The 21,613-nt window shown below is 64.4% G+C and carries 20 protein-coding genes; 11 read left to right on the forward strand and 9 right to left on the reverse strand.

Features of this window, described 5'->3' with window-relative positions:
* Positions 1–11: 11 nt before the first annotated feature.
* A complete protein-coding gene (locus OVY29_RS04565) occupies positions 12–701 on the forward strand; it encodes a uracil-DNA glycosylase (RefSeq protein WP_037555560.1) in 690 nt (229 codons plus the stop codon).
* Here the strand turns inward: OVY29_RS04565 and OVY29_RS04570 are convergent.
* Entirely contained in the window at positions 662–1,138 is a 477-nt protein-coding gene (locus OVY29_RS04570) for an RNA pyrophosphohydrolase (protein WP_037555561.1), read from the reverse strand. The two genes, OVY29_RS04565 and OVY29_RS04570, sit on opposite strands and share 40 nt — an antisense overlap.
* Positions 1,135–2,082 (reverse strand): alpha/beta hydrolase, encoded by a 948-nt coding sequence (locus tag OVY29_RS04575; protein WP_037555562.1) that lies wholly within the window; start codon positions 2,080–2,082, stop codon positions 1,135–1,137. Before OVY29_RS04575 ends, OVY29_RS04570 begins: the two co-directional genes overlap by 4 nt.
* Positions 2,083–2,266: 184 nt before the next feature.
* Here OVY29_RS04575 and OVY29_RS04580 point away from each other — a divergent pair, with 184 nt between their 5' ends.
* The 5 genes from OVY29_RS04580 (at position 2,267) to OVY29_RS04600 (ending at position 8,815) form a co-directional block, all read left to right on the forward strand.
* Positions 2,267–4,132, forward strand: a complete 1,866-nt coding sequence (locus OVY29_RS04580; protein ID WP_037555563.1) for a 2-oxoacid:acceptor oxidoreductase subunit alpha — start codon at positions 2,267–2,269, stop codon at positions 4,130–4,132.
* Positions 4,133–4,232: 100 nt separating this feature from the next.
* Complete coding sequence (locus OVY29_RS04585; RefSeq protein ID WP_037555565.1) at positions 4,233–5,270, forward strand: 2-oxoacid:ferredoxin oxidoreductase subunit beta; 1,038 nt, start codon at positions 4,233–4,235, stop codon at positions 5,268–5,270.
* Positions 5,271–5,308: 38 nt separating this feature from the next.
* Positions 5,309–6,262, forward strand: coding sequence for a metal-dependent hydrolase (locus OVY29_RS04590; protein ID WP_037555566.1), 954 nt, complete (start codon positions 5,309–5,311; stop codon positions 6,260–6,262).
* Between the two features lie 77 nt (positions 6,263–6,339).
* The gene (locus OVY29_RS04595; protein WP_037555567.1) at positions 6,340–7,620 is read left to right on the forward strand and encodes an SAM-dependent methyltransferase; all 1,281 of its coding nucleotides are present in this window, start codon (positions 6,340–6,342) and stop codon (positions 7,618–7,620) included.
* A 19-nt stretch (positions 7,621–7,639) separates the two neighbouring features.
* The gene (locus OVY29_RS04600; protein WP_037555568.1) at positions 7,640–8,815 is read left to right on the forward strand and encodes a serine hydrolase domain-containing protein; all 1,176 of its coding nucleotides are present in this window, start codon (positions 7,640–7,642) and stop codon (positions 8,813–8,815) included.
* 38 nt (positions 8,816–8,853) lie between these two features.
* On the opposite strand, the gene OVY29_RS04605 is transcribed toward OVY29_RS04600, so the two are convergent.
* The 3 genes from OVY29_RS04605 to purF form a co-directional block, all read right to left on the reverse strand.
* Positions 8,854–9,240 (reverse strand): hypothetical protein, encoded by a 387-nt coding sequence (locus OVY29_RS04605; RefSeq protein ID WP_037555569.1) that lies wholly within the window; start codon positions 9,238–9,240, stop codon positions 8,854–8,856.
* 64 nt (positions 9,241–9,304) lie between these two features.
* A complete protein-coding gene (locus OVY29_RS04610) occupies positions 9,305–10,039 on the reverse strand; it encodes an SDR family NAD(P)-dependent oxidoreductase (RefSeq protein WP_037555570.1) in 735 nt (244 codons plus the stop codon).
* Positions 10,040–10,043: 4 nt separating this feature from the next.
* Positions 10,044–11,501 (reverse strand): amidophosphoribosyltransferase, encoded by a 1,458-nt coding sequence (gene purF, locus OVY29_RS04615; RefSeq protein WP_313911023.1) that lies wholly within the window; start codon positions 11,499–11,501, stop codon positions 10,044–10,046.
* A 155-nt stretch (positions 11,502–11,656) separates the two neighbouring features.
* On the opposite strand from purF, the gene hisI reads away from it, so the two are divergent.
* From hisI to OVY29_RS04640, 5 genes are all read left to right on the forward strand, one after another.
* Positions 11,657–12,037, forward strand: coding sequence for a phosphoribosyl-AMP cyclohydrolase (gene hisI, locus OVY29_RS04620; RefSeq protein ID WP_313911024.1), 381 nt, complete (start codon positions 11,657–11,659; stop codon positions 12,035–12,037).
* Positions 12,024–12,557 carry a hypothetical protein gene (locus OVY29_RS04625; protein WP_313911025.1) on the forward strand — a complete coding sequence of 178 codons (534 nt, stop codon included), beginning with the start codon at positions 12,024–12,026 and terminating at the stop codon, positions 12,555–12,557. Before hisI ends, OVY29_RS04625 begins: the two co-directional genes overlap by 14 nt.
* Positions 12,558–12,623: 66 nt before the next feature.
* On the forward strand, positions 12,624–13,046 hold the full coding sequence (locus OVY29_RS04630) for a MerR family transcriptional regulator (protein ID WP_294029310.1): 423 nt from the start codon (positions 12,624–12,626) through the stop codon (positions 13,044–13,046).
* A 73-nt stretch (positions 13,047–13,119) separates the two neighbouring features.
* Positions 13,120–14,922 (forward strand): acyl-CoA dehydrogenase C-terminal domain-containing protein, encoded by a 1,803-nt coding sequence (locus OVY29_RS04635; RefSeq protein WP_313911026.1) that lies wholly within the window; start codon positions 13,120–13,122, stop codon positions 14,920–14,922.
* 46 nt (positions 14,923–14,968) lie between these two features.
* Entirely contained in the window at positions 14,969–16,462 is a 1,494-nt protein-coding gene (locus OVY29_RS04640; RefSeq protein ID WP_037555783.1) for a phospholipase D-like domain-containing protein, read from the forward strand.
* A gap of 118 nt (positions 16,463–16,580) precedes the next feature.
* Here OVY29_RS04640 and OVY29_RS04645 read toward each other — a convergent pair whose 3' ends face one another.
* From OVY29_RS04645 to OVY29_RS04660, 4 genes are all read right to left on the reverse strand, one after another.
* Complete coding sequence (locus OVY29_RS04645; protein WP_313911027.1) at positions 16,581–17,432, reverse strand: CoA ester lyase; 852 nt, start codon at positions 17,430–17,432, stop codon at positions 16,581–16,583.
* Positions 17,432–17,884: a MaoC family dehydratase gene (locus OVY29_RS04650; protein ID WP_313911028.1), complete on the reverse strand. Its 453-nt coding sequence runs from the start codon at positions 17,882–17,884 to the stop codon at positions 17,432–17,434. Before OVY29_RS04650 ends, OVY29_RS04645 begins: the two co-directional genes overlap by 1 nt.
* A 190-nt stretch (positions 17,885–18,074) precedes the next feature.
* Positions 18,075–19,913 carry an acetyl/propionyl/methylcrotonyl-CoA carboxylase subunit alpha gene (locus OVY29_RS04655; protein WP_313911029.1) on the reverse strand — a complete coding sequence of 613 codons (1,839 nt, stop codon included), beginning with the start codon at positions 19,911–19,913 and terminating at the stop codon, positions 18,075–18,077.
* A 5-nt stretch (positions 19,914–19,918) separates the two neighbouring features.
* The gene (locus tag OVY29_RS04660; protein WP_313911030.1) at positions 19,919–21,517 is read right to left on the reverse strand and encodes a carboxyl transferase domain-containing protein; all 1,599 of its coding nucleotides are present in this window, start codon (positions 21,515–21,517) and stop codon (positions 19,919–19,921) included.
* Positions 21,518–21,613 lie beyond the last annotated feature (96 nt).

The raw sequence follows: 21,613 nt of genomic DNA on the forward strand, positions 1-21,613 counted from the left end.
ATCGCAGACGCATGGAAATTGGTAGCCCATTGGCCGGAACCGAGCCGCCGCGCGATTGCCCGCGCTGCCCGCGCCTTGTCGCTTTGCGGCGCGAATGCCGGGCCGAGCATCCCGGCTGGTGGAACGCGCCCGTCCACGCCTTCGGCGATCCAGATGCGTGGCTGGCGTTCGCGGGATTGGCGCCGGGCAAGCATGGCGCGAACCGCACCGGGCGACCGTTCACTGGCGACTATGCCGGCGACCTCTTGTTCGCAACGCTCGCCGAATTCGGGCTGAGCCGGGGGCGATATGATGCGCGGATCGACGATGGTCTGTCGCTCGACGGCGCGATCATCGTCAACAGCGTCAAATGCCTGCCGCCGCAGAACAGGCCGACGCCGATGGAAATCGCAAATTGCCGGCCCTTTTTCGAGCGTCAGCTTGCGGCCTTGCCGAACGTGCGCGTGATCATCGCGCTCGGACGGATCGCCCACGATGCGACGCTGCGTGCCGCAGGCGAGCGCCTCGCCGCGTACCCTTTCGCGCATGGCGCGGTCCACGCGCTGTCCGATGGGCGGCATCTCGTCGATAGCTATCATTGCTCGCGCTACAACACGAACACCGGACGGCTGACGCCGACGATGTTTGCCGACGTCTTCCGCTCCGCGGTGGCGCTGAGGGATCAGACGAGCGGGCCGAATTCCTCGACCAGCCCGCGGTAAAGCGCGCGCTTGAAGGGCACGATCAGCTTCTCGATCTCACCCAGTTCGGCCCATTTCCAAGCGCGGAATTCCTGATGCTTCGTGTGGATGTTGACGTCGCTGTCCTCGCCCATGAAGCGCATCAAAAACCAATGCTGGCGTTGGCCACGATATTTGCCGCCCCACATCTTGCCGATCAGATGATCGGGGAGGTCGTAGAAATATTCCTCGCGGCCGCGCGCAATGATCTCGACCAGCCCGGCATGCACTCCGGTTTCCTCGCCGAGTTCGCGAATTGCCGCCGTTTCGGCATCCTCGCCATCGTCGATCCCGCCTTGCGGCATCTGCCACGCTTCGGTCGTCGTATCGAGCCGCTGGCCGACGAAGATGCGGCCGTGGCGGTTGGCGAGCATGACGCCCGCGCAGGGGCGATAGGGAAGTTTGCTGTGGTCGATCATCGCGCCCCGGTAGCTTCGGCGACGATCGCCTTCAATACTGTCAATGCACCGCGAATATCTTCGCGCGCACTCGGGATGCCCTGCGACAGGTTGATATAGCCGTGGATATTGCCCTTCGCCTCGCGATAGGTGGTGGGCACGCCGGCTTCGATCAGCTTTGCGGCATAGGCGCGACCCTGATCGCGCAAGGGGTCGAGACCCGCGGTGATGAGCAAGGTCGGCGGCAGGCCCTCCGCCGGGAAATCGAGCGGCGAGGCGCGATAGTCGGCGGGATCGGCGGCGTAGTGATTCCCGAACCAGGTCATGCTGCCTTGGGTCAGCAAATGACCCTCTCCAAAATCGCGGTAGCTCTGCCAGTCGCTGTGCGTCGTGACCGCGGGATAGATAGGATGGATCGCGATGACCGGCTTTGATGCGGGCTTGTCGCGGAGCGTCAGCGCGGTCGCGATGGTGAGGTTGCCGCCAGCGCTTTCGCCCGAGAGTATGAGTCCGGTGCAGGGAATATTGTCGGCGACCCAGCGCGTCGCAGCTTCGCAATCCTCCGGCGCCGCGGGGAAGGGGTGCTCGGGCGCGAGGCGATAGTCGACCGCGATCACCGGCATGTCGAGCTGCCGCGCGGCCTCGGCGCAATAGGGATCGTGCGTATCGAGATCGCCGATCACCCAGCCGCCGCCGTGGTAGAAGACCATAACCGGCCCCGTTTCGCGGCCCGGATGGCTGTCATAGATTCGGATCGGAATATCGCCCGCCGGGCCGGGAATCGTGCGATCTTCGACCTTCGCGATCTCGCCGCGCGGAACGTCAGCAAGCTGACCCATCACCCGGAACATCTCGCGCGCACCCGCGGGCGGCAGCTCCTCCATCTTCGGGCCTTCCTGTGCATTCAGAAAGGCGAGGAAAGCCGCCACGTCGGGGCGCGCCTGCTGGGTGGTGCCGTCGGTCATTCGCATCTCTCCCTGATCGATATTTTTGCCATGCTATTCGGTATCGGCGGGGCAAATTCAATCCCGAAATGAAACTCACCTGCGCTTCACCCTTTGCGGCGCACAATTTTTTCTCAATTGCGGCTTGGGGCGCAGAGGCCTACGCCCATGTCAGAGGTTCGCAAGATTTGAGGCAGAGGAAAAAATGGCGACAGCGGTAGAGGACCGGGCCGACGGCGAGCGGCAGTCCCCCCTTTCGGATGCGGTGGTAGTCAGATTCGCCGGCGACAGCGGCGACGGGATGCAGCTGACCGGTGGGCAATTCACTTTGTCTTCGGCGCTCGCGGGCAATGACTTCGCGACCTTCCCCGATTTCCCCGCCGAAATCCGCGCACCGCAGGGCACGCTGTTCGGCGTGTCGGCCTTCCAGATCAATTTCGGTTCGTCGGCGATCGACACTGCGGGCGACGCGCCCGACGTACTCGTCGCAATGAACCCCGCGGCGCTCAAGACCAATGTGCCACAACTTAAGCCCGGCGGGCTGATCATCGCCGACGAGGGTGAGTTCAACGACCGCAATCTCGCCAAGGCGAAGTACGACGCCAACCCGCTTGAGGACGGCAGCCTCGCGAAATGGCAGCTGCTGAAACTCAACATCAGCCAGCTCACCATGGACGCGGTCAAACCCTTCGGGCTCGGCAACAAAGAGGCGCTGCGCTGCAAGAATATGTGGACGCTGGGGCTCGCGCTCTGGATGTTCGACCGTGATCGCCAGCCGCTCGTCGACTGGCTCAATGCCAAGTTCGCCAAGGCGCCCGATCTGGCGGCGGCGAACGTCGCGGCGCTCAACGCTGGGCACGCCTATGGCGAGACCGCCGAGCTGGCGGGGCCGCTCAAGCAGCATCATGTCGATCCCGCGCCGGTCGCGCCGGGCCTCTATCGCACGCTCACCGGCGCCGAGGGCATTGCGCTCGGCCTCGTCGCGGGCGCGCAGCTCTCCAAGCTGCCGATGTTCTTCGGCGGCTATCCGATCACCCCCGCGTCGGCGATCCTGCATCACCTCTCGCGGCTCAAGGAATATGACGTCACGACCTTCCAGGCCGAGGACGAGATCGCGGCGATCTGTTCGGCGATCGGTGCGAGCTACGGCGGTTCGCTCGGCGTGACGTCATCGTCGGGCCCCGGCATCGCGCTGAAGGGTGAGGCGATGGGCCTCGCGATTATGACCGAGCTGCCGCTCGTCATCGTCAATTCGCAGCGCGGCGGGCCATCGACGGGCCTCCCGACCAAGACCGAGCAGTCCGATCTCTATCAGGCGGTTTACGGCCGCAACGGCGACGCGCCGATGCCCGTCGTCGCGGCGCGCTCGCCCGGCGACGCGTTCGAATGCGCGATCGAGGCGGTGCGCATCGCGGTGCAATATATGACCCCGGTGATGCTGCTCACCGACGGCTATATCGCGAACGCCGCCGAACCCTGGGCGGTGCCTGATCTTACGACCTATGAGGCGTTCCCGGTCGAGTTCCTGACTGAAGTGCCCGAGGGCGGCTTCAAACCCTATGGCCGCGACGAAAAGCTCGCGCGCCCGTGGGTCAAGCCCGGCACCCCGGACCTGCTCCACCGCATCGGCGGGATCGAGAAAGAGGTCGACACCGGCCACATCAATTACGCGCCGGGCAATCACCAGGCGATGACCGACATCCGCAAGGCCAAGATCGACGGGATCAAGGTCCTCGATCAGGTCGTCGAATTGGGCGCTGAGGGCGGCAAGCTCGCGGTCGTCGGCTGGGGCTCGACCTTCGGCCCGATCCATCAGGCGGTGCGCCGCCAGCGGGCGCAGGGCGCCGACGTCAGCCATATCCATATTCGCCACATCTGGCCGCTGCCCGCCAATCTCGGCGAGCTTTTGAAGAGCTATGACAAGGTGATCGTGCCCGAAATGAACACGGGACAGCTCAAGACCGTGTTGCGCGACCAGTATCTGGTGGACGCCAAGCCGGTGAACAAGGTGTCGGGCCAGCCCTTCACCATCGCCGAAATCGAGAGCGCGATCGAGGAGGCGTTGGCATGAGAATTCGCGACCTGAACCCTTCGCAGAAGAAACTGACCGCGATGTTCTATGTCCTTGGGGCCGCCGCCTTCCTTCCTATCATTCTTTTCACGGTGCTCAAATGAACGAAATGACGACCATCGCGCGCCCGACGACGCTCAAGGATTGGGAAACCGATCAGGAAGTCCGCTGGTGCCCTGGCTGCGGCGACTATGCGATCCTCAAAGCGGTGCAGCGCACGATGCCCGAGATCGGGACGGCGCCCGAGAACACCGTATTCGTCAGCGGCATCGGCTGCTCGTCGCGCTTCCCCTATTATATGGAAACCTATGGTTTCCACACGATCCACGGCCGCGCGCCGGCATTTGCGACCGGGCTGAAGCTCGCCAATCCCGAGCTCGATATCTGGATCGTCACCGGCGACGGCGACGGGCTGTCGATCGGCGGCAACCACACGATGCACCTCATTCGCCGCAATCTCGATTGCCAGATCATGTTGTTCAACAATGAGATCTACGGTCTTACGAAAGGGCAATATTCGCCGACGAGCCGCGTCGGCACCACGAGCCCTTCGACGCCCTATGGCTCGGTCGATCGTCCCGCGCAGCCCGCGGCCTTTGCATTGGGGGCGGGCGCGCGCTTCGTCGCGCGCGGCTTCGACGTGTCGAAGGAATTGCCGAATGTGCTGAAAGCCGCGCATGCGCACAAGGGCGCCGCCTTTATCGAGATTTTCCAGAATTGTATCGTCTATAACAAAGACGTGTTCGAGGATTTCGCCGCGCCCAAGGGCGCCGAAGACCGCCAGCTCTGGCTGAAGCAGGGTGAGCCGATGGTCTATGCCAAGGGCACCAAGGGTATCGCGCTCGATGCGGAGGCGCTGCATCTCAAGACCGTCGATGTCGTCGATGGCGACTGGGAAGCGGCGGGCGTGATCGTGCACGACGTCACCAACCGCAGCGTCGCGCACATGCTCGTCGAGATGCGTTTCGGCGAATTCCCGATGGCGCTCGGTATCCTCTACGACGACCCGCGCCCGACCTTCGAGGCCGATGTCGTGCGCCAGAACAAGGCGGCGGCGGAAGGCAAGAAGGCCGATCTGCAGGGACTGCTCAAAAAGGGGCAGACCTGGACGGTAACCGAGGGCGGGCCCGAACTCTGATCTGGCGGCGGCTCTCCGGGTCGGATTTATAGATTCGCATGGACAATCTGACGCATAGCCTTGTCGGCGCACTGCTGGGCCAGATGGGGCTCAAGAAAAAGACCGGCCTTGCGATGCCGACGCTGATCATCGCGGCGAACCTGCCCGATATCGACGCCGGCTGCGCGATCTACGGGATCGAATCGCTGGCGATGCGGCGCGGGATCACGCACGGGCCGATTGCCCTTCTTGTACTGCCGCTTATCCTCTGGGGGCTGATGCTCGCCTTCGACCGCTGGCAAACGCGGCGCGGCAAGCGGCCCGCCGATCGGCTGCCTCTCCATAAGGGCTGGCTGCTTGCGCTCGCCTATATCGGCTGCCTCAGTCATCCGGCGCTCGACTGGCTCAACAATTACGGCATCCGCCTCCTCGAGCCGTTCAGCCATCGCTGGTTCTATGGCGACAGCATCTTCATCATCGACCTGTGGATATGGATTGCGCTGGGCGTGTCGATTTGGATGTCCTTCCGCCGCGAACGGCGCGCGGTGGCGACCTGGCAGTTGCCGGCGTGGATCGGCTTCATCTTCGTATGCGGCTATATCTTCGCCAATGGCCTGATTACCGGGGCCGCGGAGCGGATGACGTCGCGCGCGCTCGAAGCTGGCGGGCATAAGGACGCGTTGGTCGTTGCGAGCCCGCCGCCGCTCGCATTCTGGAAACGGGACATCTTCTGGCGAACCGCCGATCGTTACGGGAATGCGAGTTTCGTGCCGGGCATTGGCGGCGAGGTCGATTTGACCGGCGCGCCGACGGGCATGGACGATCCGCGACTTGCGACCTGGGTCAGGGCCGATCCGGCGGCGCGCGCGTTCCTCTTCTGGTCGCGCATGCCCGTGGCGCAAAAGGATGGCGAGGCCATCCTGCTCCGCGACCAGCGTTTCATGCACCCACTGGCGCAGGAGCAGTTTCAGGTGCGGCTGGCCGCGCCCGATACGGCAAGCTATCCTGAATGACCGTACGCATGTGACGTCATGGCGGCGTGCGTTTCAACCGATTGTCAGCGCGGTGCGTTTGGGGCAGGAAGGTGTTAATGAACACGCATGTCAGCCCGCGCCGCGGTAAGGAACTGCTCCGCGCCGATCGCGCCTATCGCGCGGGCGGCGGGATGGCGCGGCTGATGGCGCTGGCGCCGGCGCGCATCTTCCACCATATGCTCGACAGGATCGACGCAGGGCTGGCTTACGGCACGATCGAGGGGCATCTGCCCGACGGGAGCGTCCGGCTGCTCGGCGGACGTGGAAAAGGCCCGATGGCGGTCGTCCATCTTCATAGCTGGACGGCGCTGGCGCGGCTCGCGCTGTCGGGGTCGGTTGGCTGGTATCGAGCGTTTGAGGCGCGCGAATGGTCGTCGCCCGATCCGGTGCCGCTGTTCGACCTGTTCATGCGCAATGGCGAGGCGCTGGGTAATGTCGGGCGCGCGCGGGGGCCTTGGCGCTGGCTGAACCGCGCGATCCATTGGCTTAATCGCAACGACCGCCGTGGGGCCAAACGGAACATCCATGCCCACTATGATTTAGGTAATGATTTCTATCGCTTGTGGCTCGATTCTGCGATGAATTATTCGAGCGCGCTGTTCGCCGACCCGCACCAGTCGCTCGAGGATGCGCAGGCGGCGAAGGTCGATGCGATCCTCGACCGGCTCGACCTGCGTTCGGGAAGCCGGCTGCTCGAAATCGGCTGCGGCTGGGGCGCGCTCGCCGAACGCGCGGTCGAACGGCACGACGTGCTCTATACCGGCATCACCCTGTCGCCGGCGCAGGCCGAAATCGCCGACGCGCGGCTCCACGCGGTCGACCTGTCGGGGCGTTCGCGGATCGAGCTGTGCGATTATCGCGACGCGCAGGGCCCCTATGACGCGATCGCCAGCGTCGAGATGGTCGAGGCGGTGGGCGAGGCCTATTGGCCCGCTTATCTCGACGCGATCGCGCGGCTGCTGCGTCCCGGCGGCAAGGCGGCGATCCAGTATATATTGATCAACGACGCGCTGTTCGAACGCTATGCCGCGAGCAGCGACTTCATCCAGGCCTACATCTTTCCGGGCGGCTGCCTCATCTCGGAAAGCCGCTTTCGTGCGCTCGCCGAGGCGAGGGGTCTCGCGTGGCGCGACGTGCGCCGGTTCGGCGGCGATTATGCCGAGACGTTGCGTCAATGGCGCGAACGCTTCGACGCGGCGGTCGCCGCCGAGCAACTTCCGGCGGGGTTCGATGGTCGCTTCGTGCGGCTCTGGCGCTATTATCTGCAATATTGCGAGGGCGGCTTTCGCGGCGGCGGGATCGACGTCGCGCAAGTTACGCTTGAAAAGATAGTCTGAAAACAGGGGAGGAAAGCATATGCGAAGATTTTTGGCGGCGGTGCTGCTCGGCACCGCGGCGGCGGCATGCAGCGCGCCCGCGACGACGCAAACCACCGATCAACTGCCAAAGGATCTGAATGTGCTGTTCTGGACCCAAGATCAACGCGACGCCGCTTTCCGGACGATGGAGACGGTCCCTAAGGTCGTCGTGAACACGGTGAAGTCGGGCGGGCCCGTCTATCCGCTGCCAGAGGGCACGCCGCTGGACCTTGGCGGCGATGTCGACGCCTATATGGCGAAGCAGCGCAACGCGGGGCTGGTCATCGTGCAGGACGGCAAGGTCCGCCTCCAGAAATATGCGCTCGGCTATGGCGCGGCGGGACGCTGGACGAGCTTTTCGGTCGCGAAGAGCTTCACCTCGACGCTCGTCGGTGCGGCGGTGAAGGATGGCTATATCAAGAGCCTCGACGACAAGGTTACCGCCTATATCCCCGGGCTCAAGGGCTCGGCCTATGACGATGTCTCGGTAAAGCAGCTGCTGACGATGACCTCCGGCGTCAAATGGAACGAGGATTATACCGATCCCAAGTCGGACGTCGCGCAGTTCAATCTGCAAAAGCCCGTCGCGGGCGAGGACATAACGGTCAGCTATATGAAGACCTTGCCGCGCGAAGCGCCTGCGGGATCGAAGTGGGTGTACAAGACCGGTGAGACCAATCTGATCGGCGTGCTCGTGTCGAGCGCGACGGGCAAGACGCTGTCGCAATATCTGTCCGAAAAGATCTGGCAGCCCTTTGGCATGGAGCAGGACGCGGTGTGGATGCTCGGCGCGACGGGGCACGAAATCAGCGGTTGCTGCATGTCTGCGAGCCTCAAGGATTATGCGCGCTTCGGCCAGTTCATCCTTAACGGCGGCGTCGCGGGCGGCCAGAAGGTGCTGCCCGATGACTGGCTTGCTTCGGCCACCACCAAGCAGGCGGGTATCGACGTGCCGGGGCGTGGTTACGGTTACCAATGGTGGACGAACGACGATGGCAGCTTCGCGGCGCAGGGAATCTTTGGGCAGGGAATCTTCATCGATCCCAAGCGGAAGCTGGTGATCGCGTCGAACGGCAACTGGCCGACCGCGACCGACCCCGAAGGGGTCGGCGCGGCGCGCGAGGCATTCTACAAGAGTGTCCAGGCGGCGGTGGATAAAGAGGCCGCAAACTGATTTATGTCATCCCGGCCTTGGGCGGGATGACAAAATCGCTATTCGACGACAGATGCCGCCGCGCGCTGCGCCAGCCAGACCGCCAAAAGCGGCACGAGGGCGCCCAGCGCCATGATCCACCACGCGTCGGAGAAGTCCACGGCGGTATAGAGGGCGGCGCCGATAACAGCGCCGGCGACCACCCATCCAGCGCCGGTTTCGCCGGAAATCCGCATGGCAAGCCAACTGCCTGCAAAGGTAGCCAGAAACCAGCCAACGATAAGAGCGACCGTAGAGCCGATCGGGATCAAAATTTCGCCCGTCGCAACATCATATTCAGAGGGCGAAACTTCGCTGCCGGCATATTGCGCCAGCCAGATGAGCCCGAAAGCCACGAGGATGCCGACCACAGCGGCAACCGCCGATCGAAAAAGTGTCTTGATCATTATTTCCCGCGACCTCGCAAACCCTCTTGTGTGAGCATCTTAGCGCAGGAAAACGAAGATGGCGTTAAGCTTTTTCCATGACCTTCGGCAGGGCGTGGGACGCGGTGCTGTCGAAGCCCTCGACCATCAGCTTCGCGACATATTCGCCGACCGCAGCCGGGTCCTTGATGCTTTGCGGATCCTCGCCCGGATAGGCACGCGCGCGCATCTGGGTGCGCGTGCCGCCGGGGTCGAGGATCGCTGTGCGCAGGGTAGAGATATTACGCATTTCGGCGCCATAGCTTGTCACCAGCGTCTCGAATGCCGCCTTCGACGCGGCATAGGCGCCCCAGTAGGCCCGCGGTTCGCGAGCGACGCCGCTCGACAGCGCGAGAAGGCGGCCGTTCGGCGCGCGGCGCAGCAGCGGATCGAAATTGGCGATGAGCGCCTGCTGCGCGATCAGGTTCAGCGTCAGCAGCTTGTTGAATTCCTTGCCATCGATCGCCGGGACGGGAGTCAGCGTGCCGAGCATCGCGGCGTTGAGCACGAGCATGTCGAGCTGCTGCCAGCGTTCGGCCATCGCGCTCGCGAGCCGGGCGATGCTGTCGCCATCGGTGAGGTCGAGCGGCGCGATCGTCGCGCTGCCGCCCGCGGCATGGATGCGATCCTCGAGTTCCTCGAGTCCGCCCGCCGTGCGCGCGGTGATCACGACATGCGCGCCGCGCGCCGCCAGTGCTTCGGCGATCGCTTCGCCGATGCCGCGGCTCGCCCCGGTGACGAGCGCGACCTGGCCCGCCAGTTCTTCAGACTTGTTCGTCATTGTGTCAGACAACCCGTTCGGCGAGCAGAGAAAACTGATCTTCCAGCCCATGCTCGTCGAAATCTGTGAGCGTGGTCGGATAGTCGCCGGTGAAGCAGGCATCGCAATATTTGGGGGCGTCATGCTGGCGCTCGGCTTCGCCAAGCGCGCGGTACAGGCCGTCGATCGTCAGGAAGGCCAGGCTGTCGGCGTTGATGAAATTCGCCATCTGACCGACCGTCATCTGCGCCGCGAGCAATTTCGCGCGTTCGGGCGTGTCGACGCCGTAAAAGCAGCTGTGCTGGGTCGGCGGACTCGCGATACGCATATGCACTTCGGCGGCGCCGGCGTCGCGCATCATCTGGACGATCTTCAGACTCGTCGTGCCGCGCACGATCGAATCGTCGATCAGTACGATGCGCTTGCCCGCGATCAGCGCGCGGTTGGCGTTATGCTTCAACTTGACGCCCAGGTGACGGACCTTGTCGCCGGGCTGGATGAAGGTGCGCCCGACATAGTGCGAGCGGATGATGCCGAGTTCGAACGGAATGCCCGATTCCTGCGCATAGCCGATCGCCGCGGGCGTACCCGAATCGGGCACGGGGATGACAAGGTCGGCGTCGACCGGATTTTCGCGCGCGAGCTCGGCGCCGATCGCCTTGCGCACCGAATAGACGCTCGTTCCATCGACGATCGAATCGGGGCGCGAGAAATAGACATATTCAAAGATGCACGGCCGCGCCGACTGCTCGGCGAAGGGACGGTGCGAAGTCAACTGGCCGTCGCGGACGATGACGAGTTCGCCGGGTTCGACCGAGCGCACGAATTCGGCCCCGACGACGTCGAGGGCGACGGTTTCGGAGGCCAGGATATGCGCATCGCCGAGCTTGCCGATGACGAGCGGACGGATGCCCAGCGGATCGCGGCAGCCGATCATGCCCTCGGCGGTCAGGCATATCAGCGAGTAAGCACCCTCGACCTGTTTCAACGCGTCGATGAAGCGGTCGAGCAGCGAACGATAGTTCGAGGTCGCGACGAGATGGATGATCACCTCGGTATCGCTCGTCGACTGGAAGATCGAACCGCGGCGGACGAGCACCTTGCGCAGCGCCGCGGCGTTCGAGATATTGCCGTTGTGGGCGACCGCGAAGCCGCCGGTCGCGAGGTCGGCGAACAGCGGCTGGACATTGCGCAGCGCGGTCTCGCCCGTCGTCGAGTAACGGACATGGCCGATCGCCGACGCGCCCTGCAACTGGCGCATGATGTCGTCGCGGTCGAAATTGCCCGCGACATGGCCCATCGCGCGGTGGGTGTGGAAATCCTCGCCGTCAAAGGCGGTGATGCCCGCGGCTTCCTGTCCGCGGTGCTGCAGGGCGTGAAGCCCCAGCGCGACAACCGCGGCGGCGCTGTCGGCGCCGTGAATACCAAATACGCCGCACTCCTCGCGGAGCTTGTCGTCGTCGAAAGGATGGGTCGTCAGCATGTCATTCCAGGGTCGGGGCCAGGGGCAGGGGGGCAGTGACTGCGGCGCATATAGGGACGGCAATCGCAAATGTCGCCCCCCTAATCACGCATTTGTAACACAGGGTGCGCCGGACGGGGTGGCAGCGGCCTTAATCCTGCTCTAGAGCGCCATTTATGGATGATCAGCGCGACACGACCGACCGATTTCTTCCGCGTTTCGATGCCGCGGGCCTTGTCACCGCGATCGTGACCGACGCCGATAGCCATGTGCTGCTGATGGTCGCGCATATGAACGAAGAGGCGATCGCAATAACGCGCGAGACGGGGCAGGCGCATTTCTGGTCGCGCTCGCGCGGCTCGCTGTGGCGCAAGGGCGAAACCTCGGGCAACGGACTGACGATGGTCGAAATGCGCGTCGATTGCGATCAGGACGCGTTGCTTCTGCGCGTGAAGCCCGCGGGCCCCGCGTGCCACACCGGGCGCCGCTCCTGCTTCTATCGCCGCGTCGAGGCCGATGGCCGCCTGATCTTTCTGGCGGACGATGCGCAAGGCTGAAGCCCTTCTGGCGCTGGCGGCGACGCTGCTCGCGGGGTGCGAGCGGCCCGAGCCCGATACGAAGGGGATCGACGCGCGCAATCCGTTAGAGGTCGCGGCGCGCGAGCGCGGCGTCGTCCGTCCCGAAACGGACTCGCCGGTCGGCGTGTTCGAGCGCCGGCACGACCTCGGCCGCGACGCGATGTGCGTCGTTCCCGACGGGACCGGGAAATGGCGCTTCGCGGTCACCGCCTCCTTCGGAACGACCCTGTCCTGCCTTGCGACCGGAACGATGGCGCGCGAGGGCGACAAATGGCGGATGCGCTTCGCCGGTGCGGAGGGCTGCGAGGCGCTGGTGCACGAGGAAGAGGATGAATTGCGCCTGCCGGGCCGCCTGCCGCCGCAATGCGCGCGGCTGTGCCCGAACCGCGCCTCGCTTTCGGGTTTGCGGCTGCCGCGTGCGAGTTGGTCGGCCGATGATGCGAGGGGCTTGCGGATCACCGATCGAAGCGGCAATATGACGCGTCCCTGCGCGGGCTGATCGGCCCCGAAGACGCCCGATCGGGCGCTATTGACGTTCACGTCAACGGAAACTAGTTTCCTCATCATGACCGAACCCTACGGCCACGCCCATATCGATACGCCCGATCATCTGGGGCGCGAGCAGTTCAGCATCACCGACCTGTCGACCGAGTTCGGTGTGACGGCGCGTGCGCTGCGCTTCTATGAAGACGAAGGGCTGATCAGCCCGTCGCGCAAGGGGCTGTCGCGCATCTATTCGAAGCGCGATCGTGCGCGGCTCGCGTGGATTTTGCGCGCGAAGCGCACCGGGTTCAGCCTCGCCGACATTCGCGAGATGATCGACCTTTACGACGTCGGCGACGGCCGCAAATTGCAGCGCCAGGTGACGATCGAAAAATGCGAGGAGCGCATCGCGCTGCTTCGCCGTCAGCGCGACGATATTGACAGCGCTGTAGATGAGCTGTCACGCTTCATCGATATGGTGAAGAAAGTCGACGCGGGCCAATAGGCCGCGCGGCTGCTGACCCTCTGCCTCTCCCCAGGCAAGTTGACATCGAAACTGCTTTTCAGAAGGATTTCCCATGCCCGTCTATCGCGCTCCCGTGCAGGACACGCTGTTTCTTCTCAACGACGTGCTCGGGATCGAGCGTTATTCGAACCTGCCCGGTTTCGCCAATGCGACCCCCGACATGATCGAGGCGGTGCTGACCGAGGCGGGAAAATTCTGCGAGGAAGTGCTGTTTCCGATCAACCAGTCGGGCGACCTCGAAGGTTGCACGCGCAACGACGACGGTTCGGTGACGACGCCCAAGGGATTCAAGGAAGCGTATAAGGCCTATTCGGAAGCCGGCTGGGGCCTGCTCACCGCGCCCGAGGAATTCGGCGGGCAGGGGCTACCGCATGTGATCGGTTTTCCGGTCGAGGAATATCGCAACGCCGCCAATCAGGCGTTCGCGATGTATCCGGGGCTGACGCAGGGCGCGACCGCGGCGATCCTCGTCAAGGGATCGGACGAGCAGAAGGCGACCTATGTGCCCAAGATGATCGCGGGCGACTGGGGCGGGACGATGAACCTGACCGAGCCGCATTGTGGCACCGATCTTGGCCTCATCCGGACGCGCGCGGTGCCGAATGGCGACGGCAGCTATGCCGTTACCGGCACAAAGATCTTCATTTCGTCGGGCGAGCACGACCTCACTGAAAACATCATCCATCTCGTCCTCGCGAAGACCCCCGACGCGCCAGACAGCGTCAAGGGCATCTCGCTGTTCATCGTGCCCAAGTTCCTCGTCAATGACGACGGCTCGCTCGGTGACCGCAACACGCTGTCGTGCGGGTCGATCGAGCACAAGATGGGCATCCACGCAAATTCGACCTGCGTCATGAACTATGATGGCGCGAAGGGCTGGATGGTCGGCGAGGAGAATAAGGGGCTCGCCGCGATGTTCGTGATGATGAATGCCGCGCGCCTCGGCGTCGGTATCCAGGGGCTCGGCCAGGCCGATGTCGCCTATCAGAACGCCGTGCAATATGCGCAGGACCGCCGTCAGGGCCGCGCGCTCACCGGGCCCAGGGATCCGCAGGAAAAAGCCGATCCGCTGTTCGTCCACCCCGACGTGCGCCGCATGCTGATGGACGGCAAGGCGACGGTCGAGGGGCTGCGCGCGCTCTGCACCTGGGGGGCGCTGCAGGTTGATCTTGCACATGTCGCCGAGAGCGAGGAGGAGCGCCAGCGCGCCGACGATCTCGTCAGTCTGCTCACCCCGGTCATCAAGGGCTTCGGCACCGACAAGGGCTATGAGGTTGCGACCAATGCGCAGCAGGTGTTCGGTGGCCACGGCTACATCGAAGAACAGGGCATGTCGCAATATGTTCGCGATGCGCGCATCACGATGATCTACGAAGGCGCCAACGGCGTGCAGGCGATGGACCTCGTCGGCCGCAAGCTCGCGCAAAATGGCGGCCGCGCCATCCAGGCTTTCTTCGCGATCGTCGACGAAGAATGCGCGCGCGCGAAAGGCGATGAAGCACTGGCGGATTTCGCGGGCCGGCTCGAAAAAGCCAATGGCGAGCTCAAGGCCGCGACGATGTGGTTCATGCAAAATGGCATGGCGAACCCCAACAATGTCGGCGCCGGCGCGCATCACTATATGCACATATTGGGGATCGTCTCCTTGGGCTCGATGTGGCTTATGATGGCCGAAGCCGCGCAGAAGGCGCTCGCCGAGGGACGCGGCAACAAGGCGTTCCTCGAAGCCAAGCTCGTCACCGCGCGCTATTTCGCCGAACGCTTTCTGCCCGACGCCGGGTCGCTCCGCCGCAAGATCGAGGCAGGCAGCGACGCGATGATGGCGCTGACGCCCGAGCAGTTCGTCGCAGCCTGATCGATAGGACTTGCAACTATCGCCGCCATCATGCGTGGTGGCGGCGATGGGGACAGAGCTTGCACCGATAGTCGTCGAAGGCCGCAATTGCTGGCGGATCGAACGCGCCGAAAAGGCGCGCATGATTGTCGATGCGGCGGACTATTACGCGCTGCTCGAACGACTGATGGCCGACGCGAAACAGCGTATCCTGCTCATCGGCTGGGACTTCGACCCGCGCATCGCGCTGAAGCCCGGCAAGGACGGCAAGGGCGAACCGCTCGGCGACTATTTGCTTCGTCTCGCAAAGGAAAAGCCCGATCGCGATATCGACATATTGCGCTGGAATTTCGGTGCGCTGAAACAATTCGCGATGCCGCGCATCCTGTCGATGGTCGCGCGCTGGAAATTGACGCGATCGATCAGCTTCCGCCTCGACAGCGCGCATCCCGTCGGGTGCAGCCATCACCAGAAGGTCGCGGTGTTCGACGACCATCTCGCCGTGTGCGGCGGCATCGACGTCGGGTCGCGCCGCTGGGATACCCGCGATCACAAGGATGGCGATCCGCACCGCACCGCGCCCGACGGCAAGGCCTATATGCCTTGGCACGACAGCACGATGATCTTGGCGGGGCCGGTCGGCAACGCGCTCGCCGACCTCGGTAATGAACGCTGGCAGCGGGCGACGAAAAAGCCGCTCCGCGATCTGACGGGCAAGGGCGAGAATTGGCCCGACGATCTGGAGCCCGACTTCGAGGGCGTCGATGTCGCCATTTCGCGCACGCGCGCCGAATATGACGGTTATGGCGAAATCCGCGAGATCGAACAGCTCTATCTCGACATGATCGCGGCGGCAAAACACTTCATCTATTTCGAAAACCAGTACTTCACCTGCGCCAAGATCGCCGCGGCGATCGCCGAGCGGCTCGACGAGGACGACGCGCCCGAATTCGTGATGGTGATGCCCGAGACCGCCGACGGCTGGCTCGAACAGATGGCGATGGACGCCGCGCGCGTGCAGCTCGTCCGCGAAATCGCGAAAGCGAAGCACGGCGACCGTTTGAAGGTCTATTTCCCGCGGACGGCAAAGGGCGATCCCATCTATGTCCACGCCAAGACCGCGGTGATCGACGACCGGATGATCCGCGTCGGCTCCGCCAATATGAACAATCGCTCGATGGGGCTCGATAGCGAATGCGACGTGACGATCGACGCCGCCTTGCCCGCGAACGCCGGCGCCGGCCCTGCGATCCGGCGCCTGCGCGAATCGCTGATCGCCGAGCATCTGGACGTTGATCCGGCCGAGGTCGGCAGCCGGTTCGATGCGACAGGATCGCTGATCGCGACGATCGAGGCGCTTCGCGGCAGCGGGCGGTCGCTCGAGCTGCTCGATCTGACCAAGCCGGGTCCGTTCGACGAATTCATCGCCGAGAATGAATTGCTCGATCCGACGAGCCCCGACGACATGTTCGAAAGCCTGACCGAGCGCGGCCTCAGGAAAAGCTGGCATCGCGGCAAGTCTTGGATGAAGCGGCATCGGCCCTTTCGGCGCAAGGCCTAGGTCGGGTCGGACAAAATCACCGCTTCCTATCTCGTCATCCCGGCGAAGGCCGGGATCTCGTCGGTGCGGCAACACGATAGGGTGAGATTCCGGCCTTCGCCGGGATGACGATGAATAATCAATCCGCCAGCGACAGGATATGATGCGCCTGCTTGAGGTGCGGTGCGTCGACCATCTTGCCGTCGACCTGGAGCACGCCGACGCCGGGGTTGGCCGCGAACGCATCGACGATCGCCTGCGCGCGCGCCACCTCGTCGGTCGAGGGGGTAAAGGCGGCGTTGATCGGGTCGACCTGCGACGGGTGGATCGCCATCATGCCCGTGAAGCCGTCACGCCGCGCGCGCGCGGCATAGGCGCCAAGGCCGGCCTCGTCCTTGATCGCGGGAAAAACGGTGTCGATCGCGGCGGTGTTCGCGCCGTGCGCAGCGAACAAGGTCAGCGCGCGCGCGGTCTCATAGGGCGAGGTGTAGCTGCCGTCGTCATTCCGGCTGGTCGTTGCGCCGATTGCGGCAGGCAGGTCTTCGGCGCCCCAGGTCAGGCCGAGCAGGCGGTCCTTCACTTCGCGGTAGCTGCCGAGGGTGAAGAGCGCGGCGGGCGTCTCGGTCGCGATCGGCAGGACGGCGGGCAGCGAAGCATCGCGCGCGGATTCGCTGCGCAGCACGGTGTCGAGCTGAAGGATGCTTGGCGCGCCTTCGGCTTTGGGCAGCATGATCGCGTCGGGACGCGCGCCCGCGATCGCGGCGACGTCGGCGGCCGTCATATGGCCGTCGAGCGGGTTGACGCGCACCAGCGTGATGACCTCGCGCTCGCCGGCCAGATAATCGGCGATCGCGGCGCGCGCCGTCTCCTTGTTCGCGAGCGCAACCGAATCCTCAAGGTCGAGGATGATCGCGTCGGCACCCGAGGCCGCCGCCTTGGCAAAGCGTTCGGGCCGGTCGCCCGGGACGAAGAGGAGGGAACGGAGGCGCATCAGGCGTCCTTTTTCTTGATGAGCGCGGAGCGTTCGCACTGGCAGACGATCTCGCCCTGCTGGTTGATCGCGCGGTGCAGGAAGGTCACGATACCTGCATTCGGCCGCGATTTCGATTCCTTGAGGCCGATGACCTCACTTTCCGCACGCAGCGTGTCGCCGATGAACACCGGCTTCGGCATGACGAGCTTGTCGTAACCAAGGTTCGCGACGAGTGTTCCGAGCGTCGTATCGCCGACCGACAGCCCGACCATCAGGCTGAAGGTGAAGGTGCCGTTGACGAGGATTTGGCCGAACTCCGAAGCTTTCGCCGCCTCGATGTCGAGGTGGAGCGGCTGCGGATTGTGCGTCATCGTCGTGAACAGCAGATTGTCGGTCTCGGTCACGGTGCGACGGATGTCGTGCGCCAGCGTGTCGCCGATCGTCCATTCGTCGAAATATTTGCCGGCCATCAATCGTCTCCCAACCCTATTCCCTCTGCCCCTGTGGAAGAGGGTTGCGCAGACTTGCGAACTTGTTCGCTAGTCGTAGCTGGGTGAGGGGGTATGCGATTGCCCTGAAATCGCTCACCCTCATCCAACTCCGCCTAACCGCTGAAGCGGCAAGGCTCCATATCCTTCTCCCCTCAAGGGAGAAGGACGGTTATTCCGCCTTCTCGATCCGCGCGAGCAGCGCCTCGACCTGAACCTGTGCGCCCGCCGACGCATTGAGTTCGGCGACGATGCCGTCGAAGGGCGCGGTCAGGCTGTGTTCCATCTTCATCGCTTCGAGCGTCAGTAATTTCTGTCCCTTGGTCACCTTCTCGCCCGCGGCGACATCGACCGCTATCACCTTGCCCGGCATCGGCGACAGGATCGCGCCATCACCCGCGGCTCCGCCCGCGCTCGCGTCGGCGCGCCACGGGGCGAGCTGCCAGACCGAGCCGTTCTCGGCGACGAGCATCGCGGGAGCAGGCTCCTCGGCACCCGGACCGTGCAGCACAACCTCGACGCGCTTGCCGTCGAGCAGGAAGGGCGCGGAACGCACATCGGCCGCGTTGAGGCGGAAGCCCGATTGCAGCGCGCGCGGCACCATCGCCATCGCGGCGTTGGTGAGCGCTTGGCTCGTCGGCACCGGCTCCTCGGTCATCGCATCGCCGTCGCGCCCGATCAGCCCGGTATCGACGGTGCCGGCGACGAAATCGGGATGACCCAGCGCATTGATCAGGAACGCCGAGTTGGTCTTGACCGGCCAGATCGCGCTGTCCTCGAGCATCTCCGACAAAAGCTCGCGCGCTTCCTCGCGGTCCTCGCCCCACGCGATGACCTTTGCGATCATCGGGTCATAGAAGGGCGAGACCTCGGCGCCTTCATAGACGCCGGTGTCGACGCGGCCCATATGTTCGGGAAGCTGGAAGAGTTCGAGCGTGCCTATCGACGGCAGGAAGCCCTTGGCCGGGTCTTCGGCATAAAGCCGCGCCTCCATCGCCCAGCCGTTGATCGCGAGCTCGTCCTGCACCAGCGGGATCGGCTCACCCGATGCGACGCGGAGCTGCCATTCGACGAGGTCGACCCCGGTGATCTCCTCGGTCACCGGATGCTCGACCTGCAGGCGCGTATTCATTTCCATGAACCAGATGCGGTCGGCGCGCAGGCCCTCCGACGCGTCGGCGATGAATTCGACCGTCCCGGCGCCGACATAGTCGACCGCCTTCGCGGCGCGCACCGCGGCGGCGCAGAGGTCGGCGCGCGTTGCCTCGTCCATGCCGGGGGCGGGGGCTTCCTCGATCACCTTCTGGTGACGGCGCTGCAGCGAGCAATCGCGCTCGAACAGGTGGACGACGTTGCCGTGGGTGTCGCCGAAAACCTGCACCTCGATATGGCGCGGGGTCAGGATATATTTCTCGATCAGCACATGGTCGTTGCCGAACGAGGCGGCCGCCTCACGCTGGCACGACGCGAGCGCGTCGGCAAAGTCCGCCGCAGCGTCGACCTTGCGCATCCCCTTGCCGCCGCCGCCCGCGACCGCCTTGATCAGCACGGGGTAGCCGATCCCGGCCGCCTGTTCGGCGAGGAAAGCGGGATCCTGATTTTCGCCCATATAGCCCGGCGTCACCGGCACTCCGGCGTCGGCCATCAGCTTCTTCGCGGCGTCCTTCAGCCCCATCGCGGTGATCGACGAGGGCTTCGGTCCAACCCACACGAGCCCCGCATCGGCGACCGCCTGCGCGAACTCGGCGTTCTCGGATAGGAAGCCATAGCCCGGATGGATCGCCTCGGCGCCGGTCGCCTTGGCGGCGGCGATGATCTTTTCGCCGATCAGATAGGATTCGCGCGCCGGCGAGGGTCCGATATGCACGGCCTCGTCGGCCTCGCGCACATGCAGCGCCTTGGCGTCGGCATCCGAGTAGACCGCAACGGTTCTTATGCCCATCTCGCGCGCGGTGCGGATGATGCGACAGGCGATTTCGCCACGATTGGCGATGAGGAGGGAATTGATCATCGTCATTACATCCTGAACACGCCGAAGCCGCGGTCTTCGACCGGGGCGTTCAACGTCGCGGAGAAGGCCAGCCCCAGCACGTCGCGGGTCTGCGCGGGGTCAATGATGCCATCGTCCCACAGGCGCGCGGTGGCGTGATAGGGGTTGCCTTCGTCCTCATATTTCTGGCGGATCGGCGCCTTGAAGGCTTCGGCTTCCTCGGGCGTCCATTTGTCGGCGTCGCGGTGGACCGTGGCCAGCACCGACGCCGCCTGTTCACCGCCCATCACGCTGATCCGTGCATTGGGCCAGGTGAACAGGAAACGCGGCGAATAGGCGCGCCCGCACATGCCGTAATTGCCCGCGCCAAAGCTGCCGCCGATCAGCACGGTGATCTTCGGCACCGTCGCTGTCGCTACCGCGGTCACCAGCTTTGCGCCATGTTTGGCGATGCCCTCGGCCTCATATTTGCCGCCGACCATGAAGCCCGAGATATTCTGAAGGAAGAGCAGGGGAATGCGGCGTTGCTGCGCCAGTTCGATGAAATGCGCGCCCTTGACCGCGCTTTCGCTGAACAACACGCCGTTGTTGGCGAGGATCGCGACCGGAATGCCCCAGATATGCGCGAAGCCGCAGACGAGCGTCGCGCCGTAATTCGCCTTGAACTCGTGAAACTCGCTGCCGTCGACGATGCGCGCAATCACCTCGTGTACGTCATAGGGTGCGCGCACATCCTGCGGAATGATGCCGTAGAGCTCCTCGGCGTCATATTTCGGCGGCCGCGGGTCCTTCATTTCGACCTTGAAACCTTCGTCGGTGCCAAGATGACTGACGATATCGCGCACGATGGTCAGCGCATGCTCGTCATTCTCGGCGAGGTGGTCGACGACGCCCGACTTCTTCGCGTGCAGGTCGCCGCCGCCCAGATCCTCGGCGCTGATCTCCTCGCCCGTCGCGGCCTTCACCAGCGGCGGGCCGGCGAGGAAGATCGTGCCTTGACCCCGCACGATTACCGTCTCGTCCGACATCGCGGGAACATAGGCGCCGCCCGCCGTGCAGCTTCCCATCACGCACGCGATCTGCGGGATACGCTTGGCACTCATATTCGCCTGGTTGAAGAAGATGCGCCCGAAATGGTCGCGGTCGGGAAAGACCTGATCCTGATGCGGCAGGTTCGCGCCGCCGCTGTCGACTAGGTAGATGCAGGGCAGGCGGTTCGCCTCGGCGATCTCCTGCGCGCGAAGATGCTTCTTCACCGTCATCGGATAATAGGTGCCGCCCTTCACCGTCGCGTCGTTGCAGACGATCATCGCCTGCCGCCCCGACACGCGGCCGATGCCCGCAATCATCCCCGCGCCGGGGATTTCGCCGCCATACATGTCGCACGCGGCGAGCTGGCCGATCTCGAGGAAGGGCGAGCCCGGATCGAGCAGCCGCTCGACGCGCTCGCGCGGCAGCAGCTTGCCGCGGCTCGTGTGCCGCTCGCGCGACTTTTCGTTGCCGCCGAGGCCGGCCTCGGCGACGCGCGCATAAAGCTCGTCGCGCAAGCCGCGATTGTGCGCGGCATTGGCGCGGAACGCGTCGCTTTCGCTATTCACCATCGTGCCCAGAACAGGTGCGCTCACGTCTCGAATTCTCCTCTGAAGTCGGGCCGGACTATCCCGCCGCTCGTCGAGCGACAAGGACCGCAGGCCGAAAATGGTTGGCGTTGAAACCGGTTC

It is taken from the genome of Sphingopyxis sp. SE2 (assembly GCF_032227185.1).
In the GTDB taxonomy this organism is placed as follows: domain Bacteria; phylum Pseudomonadota; class Alphaproteobacteria; order Sphingomonadales; family Sphingomonadaceae; genus Sphingopyxis.

What these genes read in the sequence shown, in the direction of transcription:
- OVY29_RS04645 (WP_313911027.1), bottom strand. Translation starts at nt 17,432, where the DNA reads ATGCGCCTCCGTTCCCTCCTCTTCGTCCCGGGCGACCGGCCCGAACGC.
- OVY29_RS04580 (WP_037555563.1), top strand. Translation starts at nt 2,267, where the DNA reads ATGGCGACAGCGGTAGAGGACCGGGCCGACGGCGAGCGGCAGTCCCCC.
- OVY29_RS04600 (WP_037555568.1), top strand. Translation starts at nt 7,640, where the DNA reads ATGCGAAGATTTTTGGCGGCGGTGCTGCTCGGCACCGCGGCGGCGGCA.
- OVY29_RS04630 (WP_294029310.1), top strand. Translation starts at nt 12,624, where the DNA reads ATGACCGAACCCTACGGCCACGCCCATATCGATACGCCCGATCATCTG.
- OVY29_RS04590 (WP_037555566.1), top strand. Translation starts at nt 5,309, where the DNA reads ATGGACAATCTGACGCATAGCCTTGTCGGCGCACTGCTGGGCCAGATG.
- OVY29_RS04585 (WP_037555565.1), top strand. Translation starts at nt 4,233, where the DNA reads ATGAACGAAATGACGACCATCGCGCGCCCGACGACGCTCAAGGATTGG.
- OVY29_RS04595 (WP_037555567.1), top strand. Translation starts at nt 6,340, where the DNA reads ATGAACACGCATGTCAGCCCGCGCCGCGGTAAGGAACTGCTCCGCGCC.
- OVY29_RS04640 (WP_037555783.1), top strand. Translation starts at nt 14,969, where the DNA reads ATGGGGACAGAGCTTGCACCGATAGTCGTCGAAGGCCGCAATTGCTGG.
- OVY29_RS04565 (WP_037555560.1), top strand. Translation starts at nt 12, where the DNA reads ATGGAAATTGGTAGCCCATTGGCCGGAACCGAGCCGCCGCGCGATTGC.
- OVY29_RS04570 (WP_037555561.1), bottom strand. Translation starts at nt 1,138, where the DNA reads ATGATCGACCACAGCAAACTTCCCTATCGCCCCTGCGCGGGCGTCATG.
- OVY29_RS04635 (WP_313911026.1), top strand. Translation starts at nt 13,120, where the DNA reads ATGCCCGTCTATCGCGCTCCCGTGCAGGACACGCTGTTTCTTCTCAAC.
- hisI (WP_313911024.1), top strand. Translation starts at nt 11,657, where the DNA reads ATGGATGATCAGCGCGACACGACCGACCGATTTCTTCCGCGTTTCGAT.
- OVY29_RS04625 (WP_313911025.1), top strand. Translation starts at nt 12,024, where the DNA reads ATGCGCAAGGCTGAAGCCCTTCTGGCGCTGGCGGCGACGCTGCTCGCG.
- OVY29_RS04575 (WP_037555562.1), bottom strand. Translation starts at nt 2,082, where the DNA reads ATGACCGACGGCACCACCCAGCAGGCGCGCCCCGACGTGGCGGCTTTC.
- purF (WP_313911023.1), bottom strand. Translation starts at nt 11,501, where the DNA reads ATGCTGACGACCCATCCTTTCGACGACGACAAGCTCCGCGAGGAGTGC.
- OVY29_RS04655 (WP_313911029.1), bottom strand. Translation starts at nt 19,913, where the DNA reads ATGATCAATTCCCTCCTCATCGCCAATCGTGGCGAAATCGCCTGTCGC.
- OVY29_RS04605 (WP_037555569.1), bottom strand. Translation starts at nt 9,240, where the DNA reads ATGATCAAGACACTTTTTCGATCGGCGGTTGCCGCTGTGGTCGGCATC.
- OVY29_RS04610 (WP_037555570.1), bottom strand. Translation starts at nt 10,039, where the DNA reads ATGACGAACAAGTCTGAAGAACTGGCGGGCCAGGTCGCGCTCGTCACC.
- OVY29_RS04650 (WP_313911028.1), bottom strand. Translation starts at nt 17,884, where the DNA reads ATGGCCGGCAAATATTTCGACGAATGGACGATCGGCGACACGCTGGCG.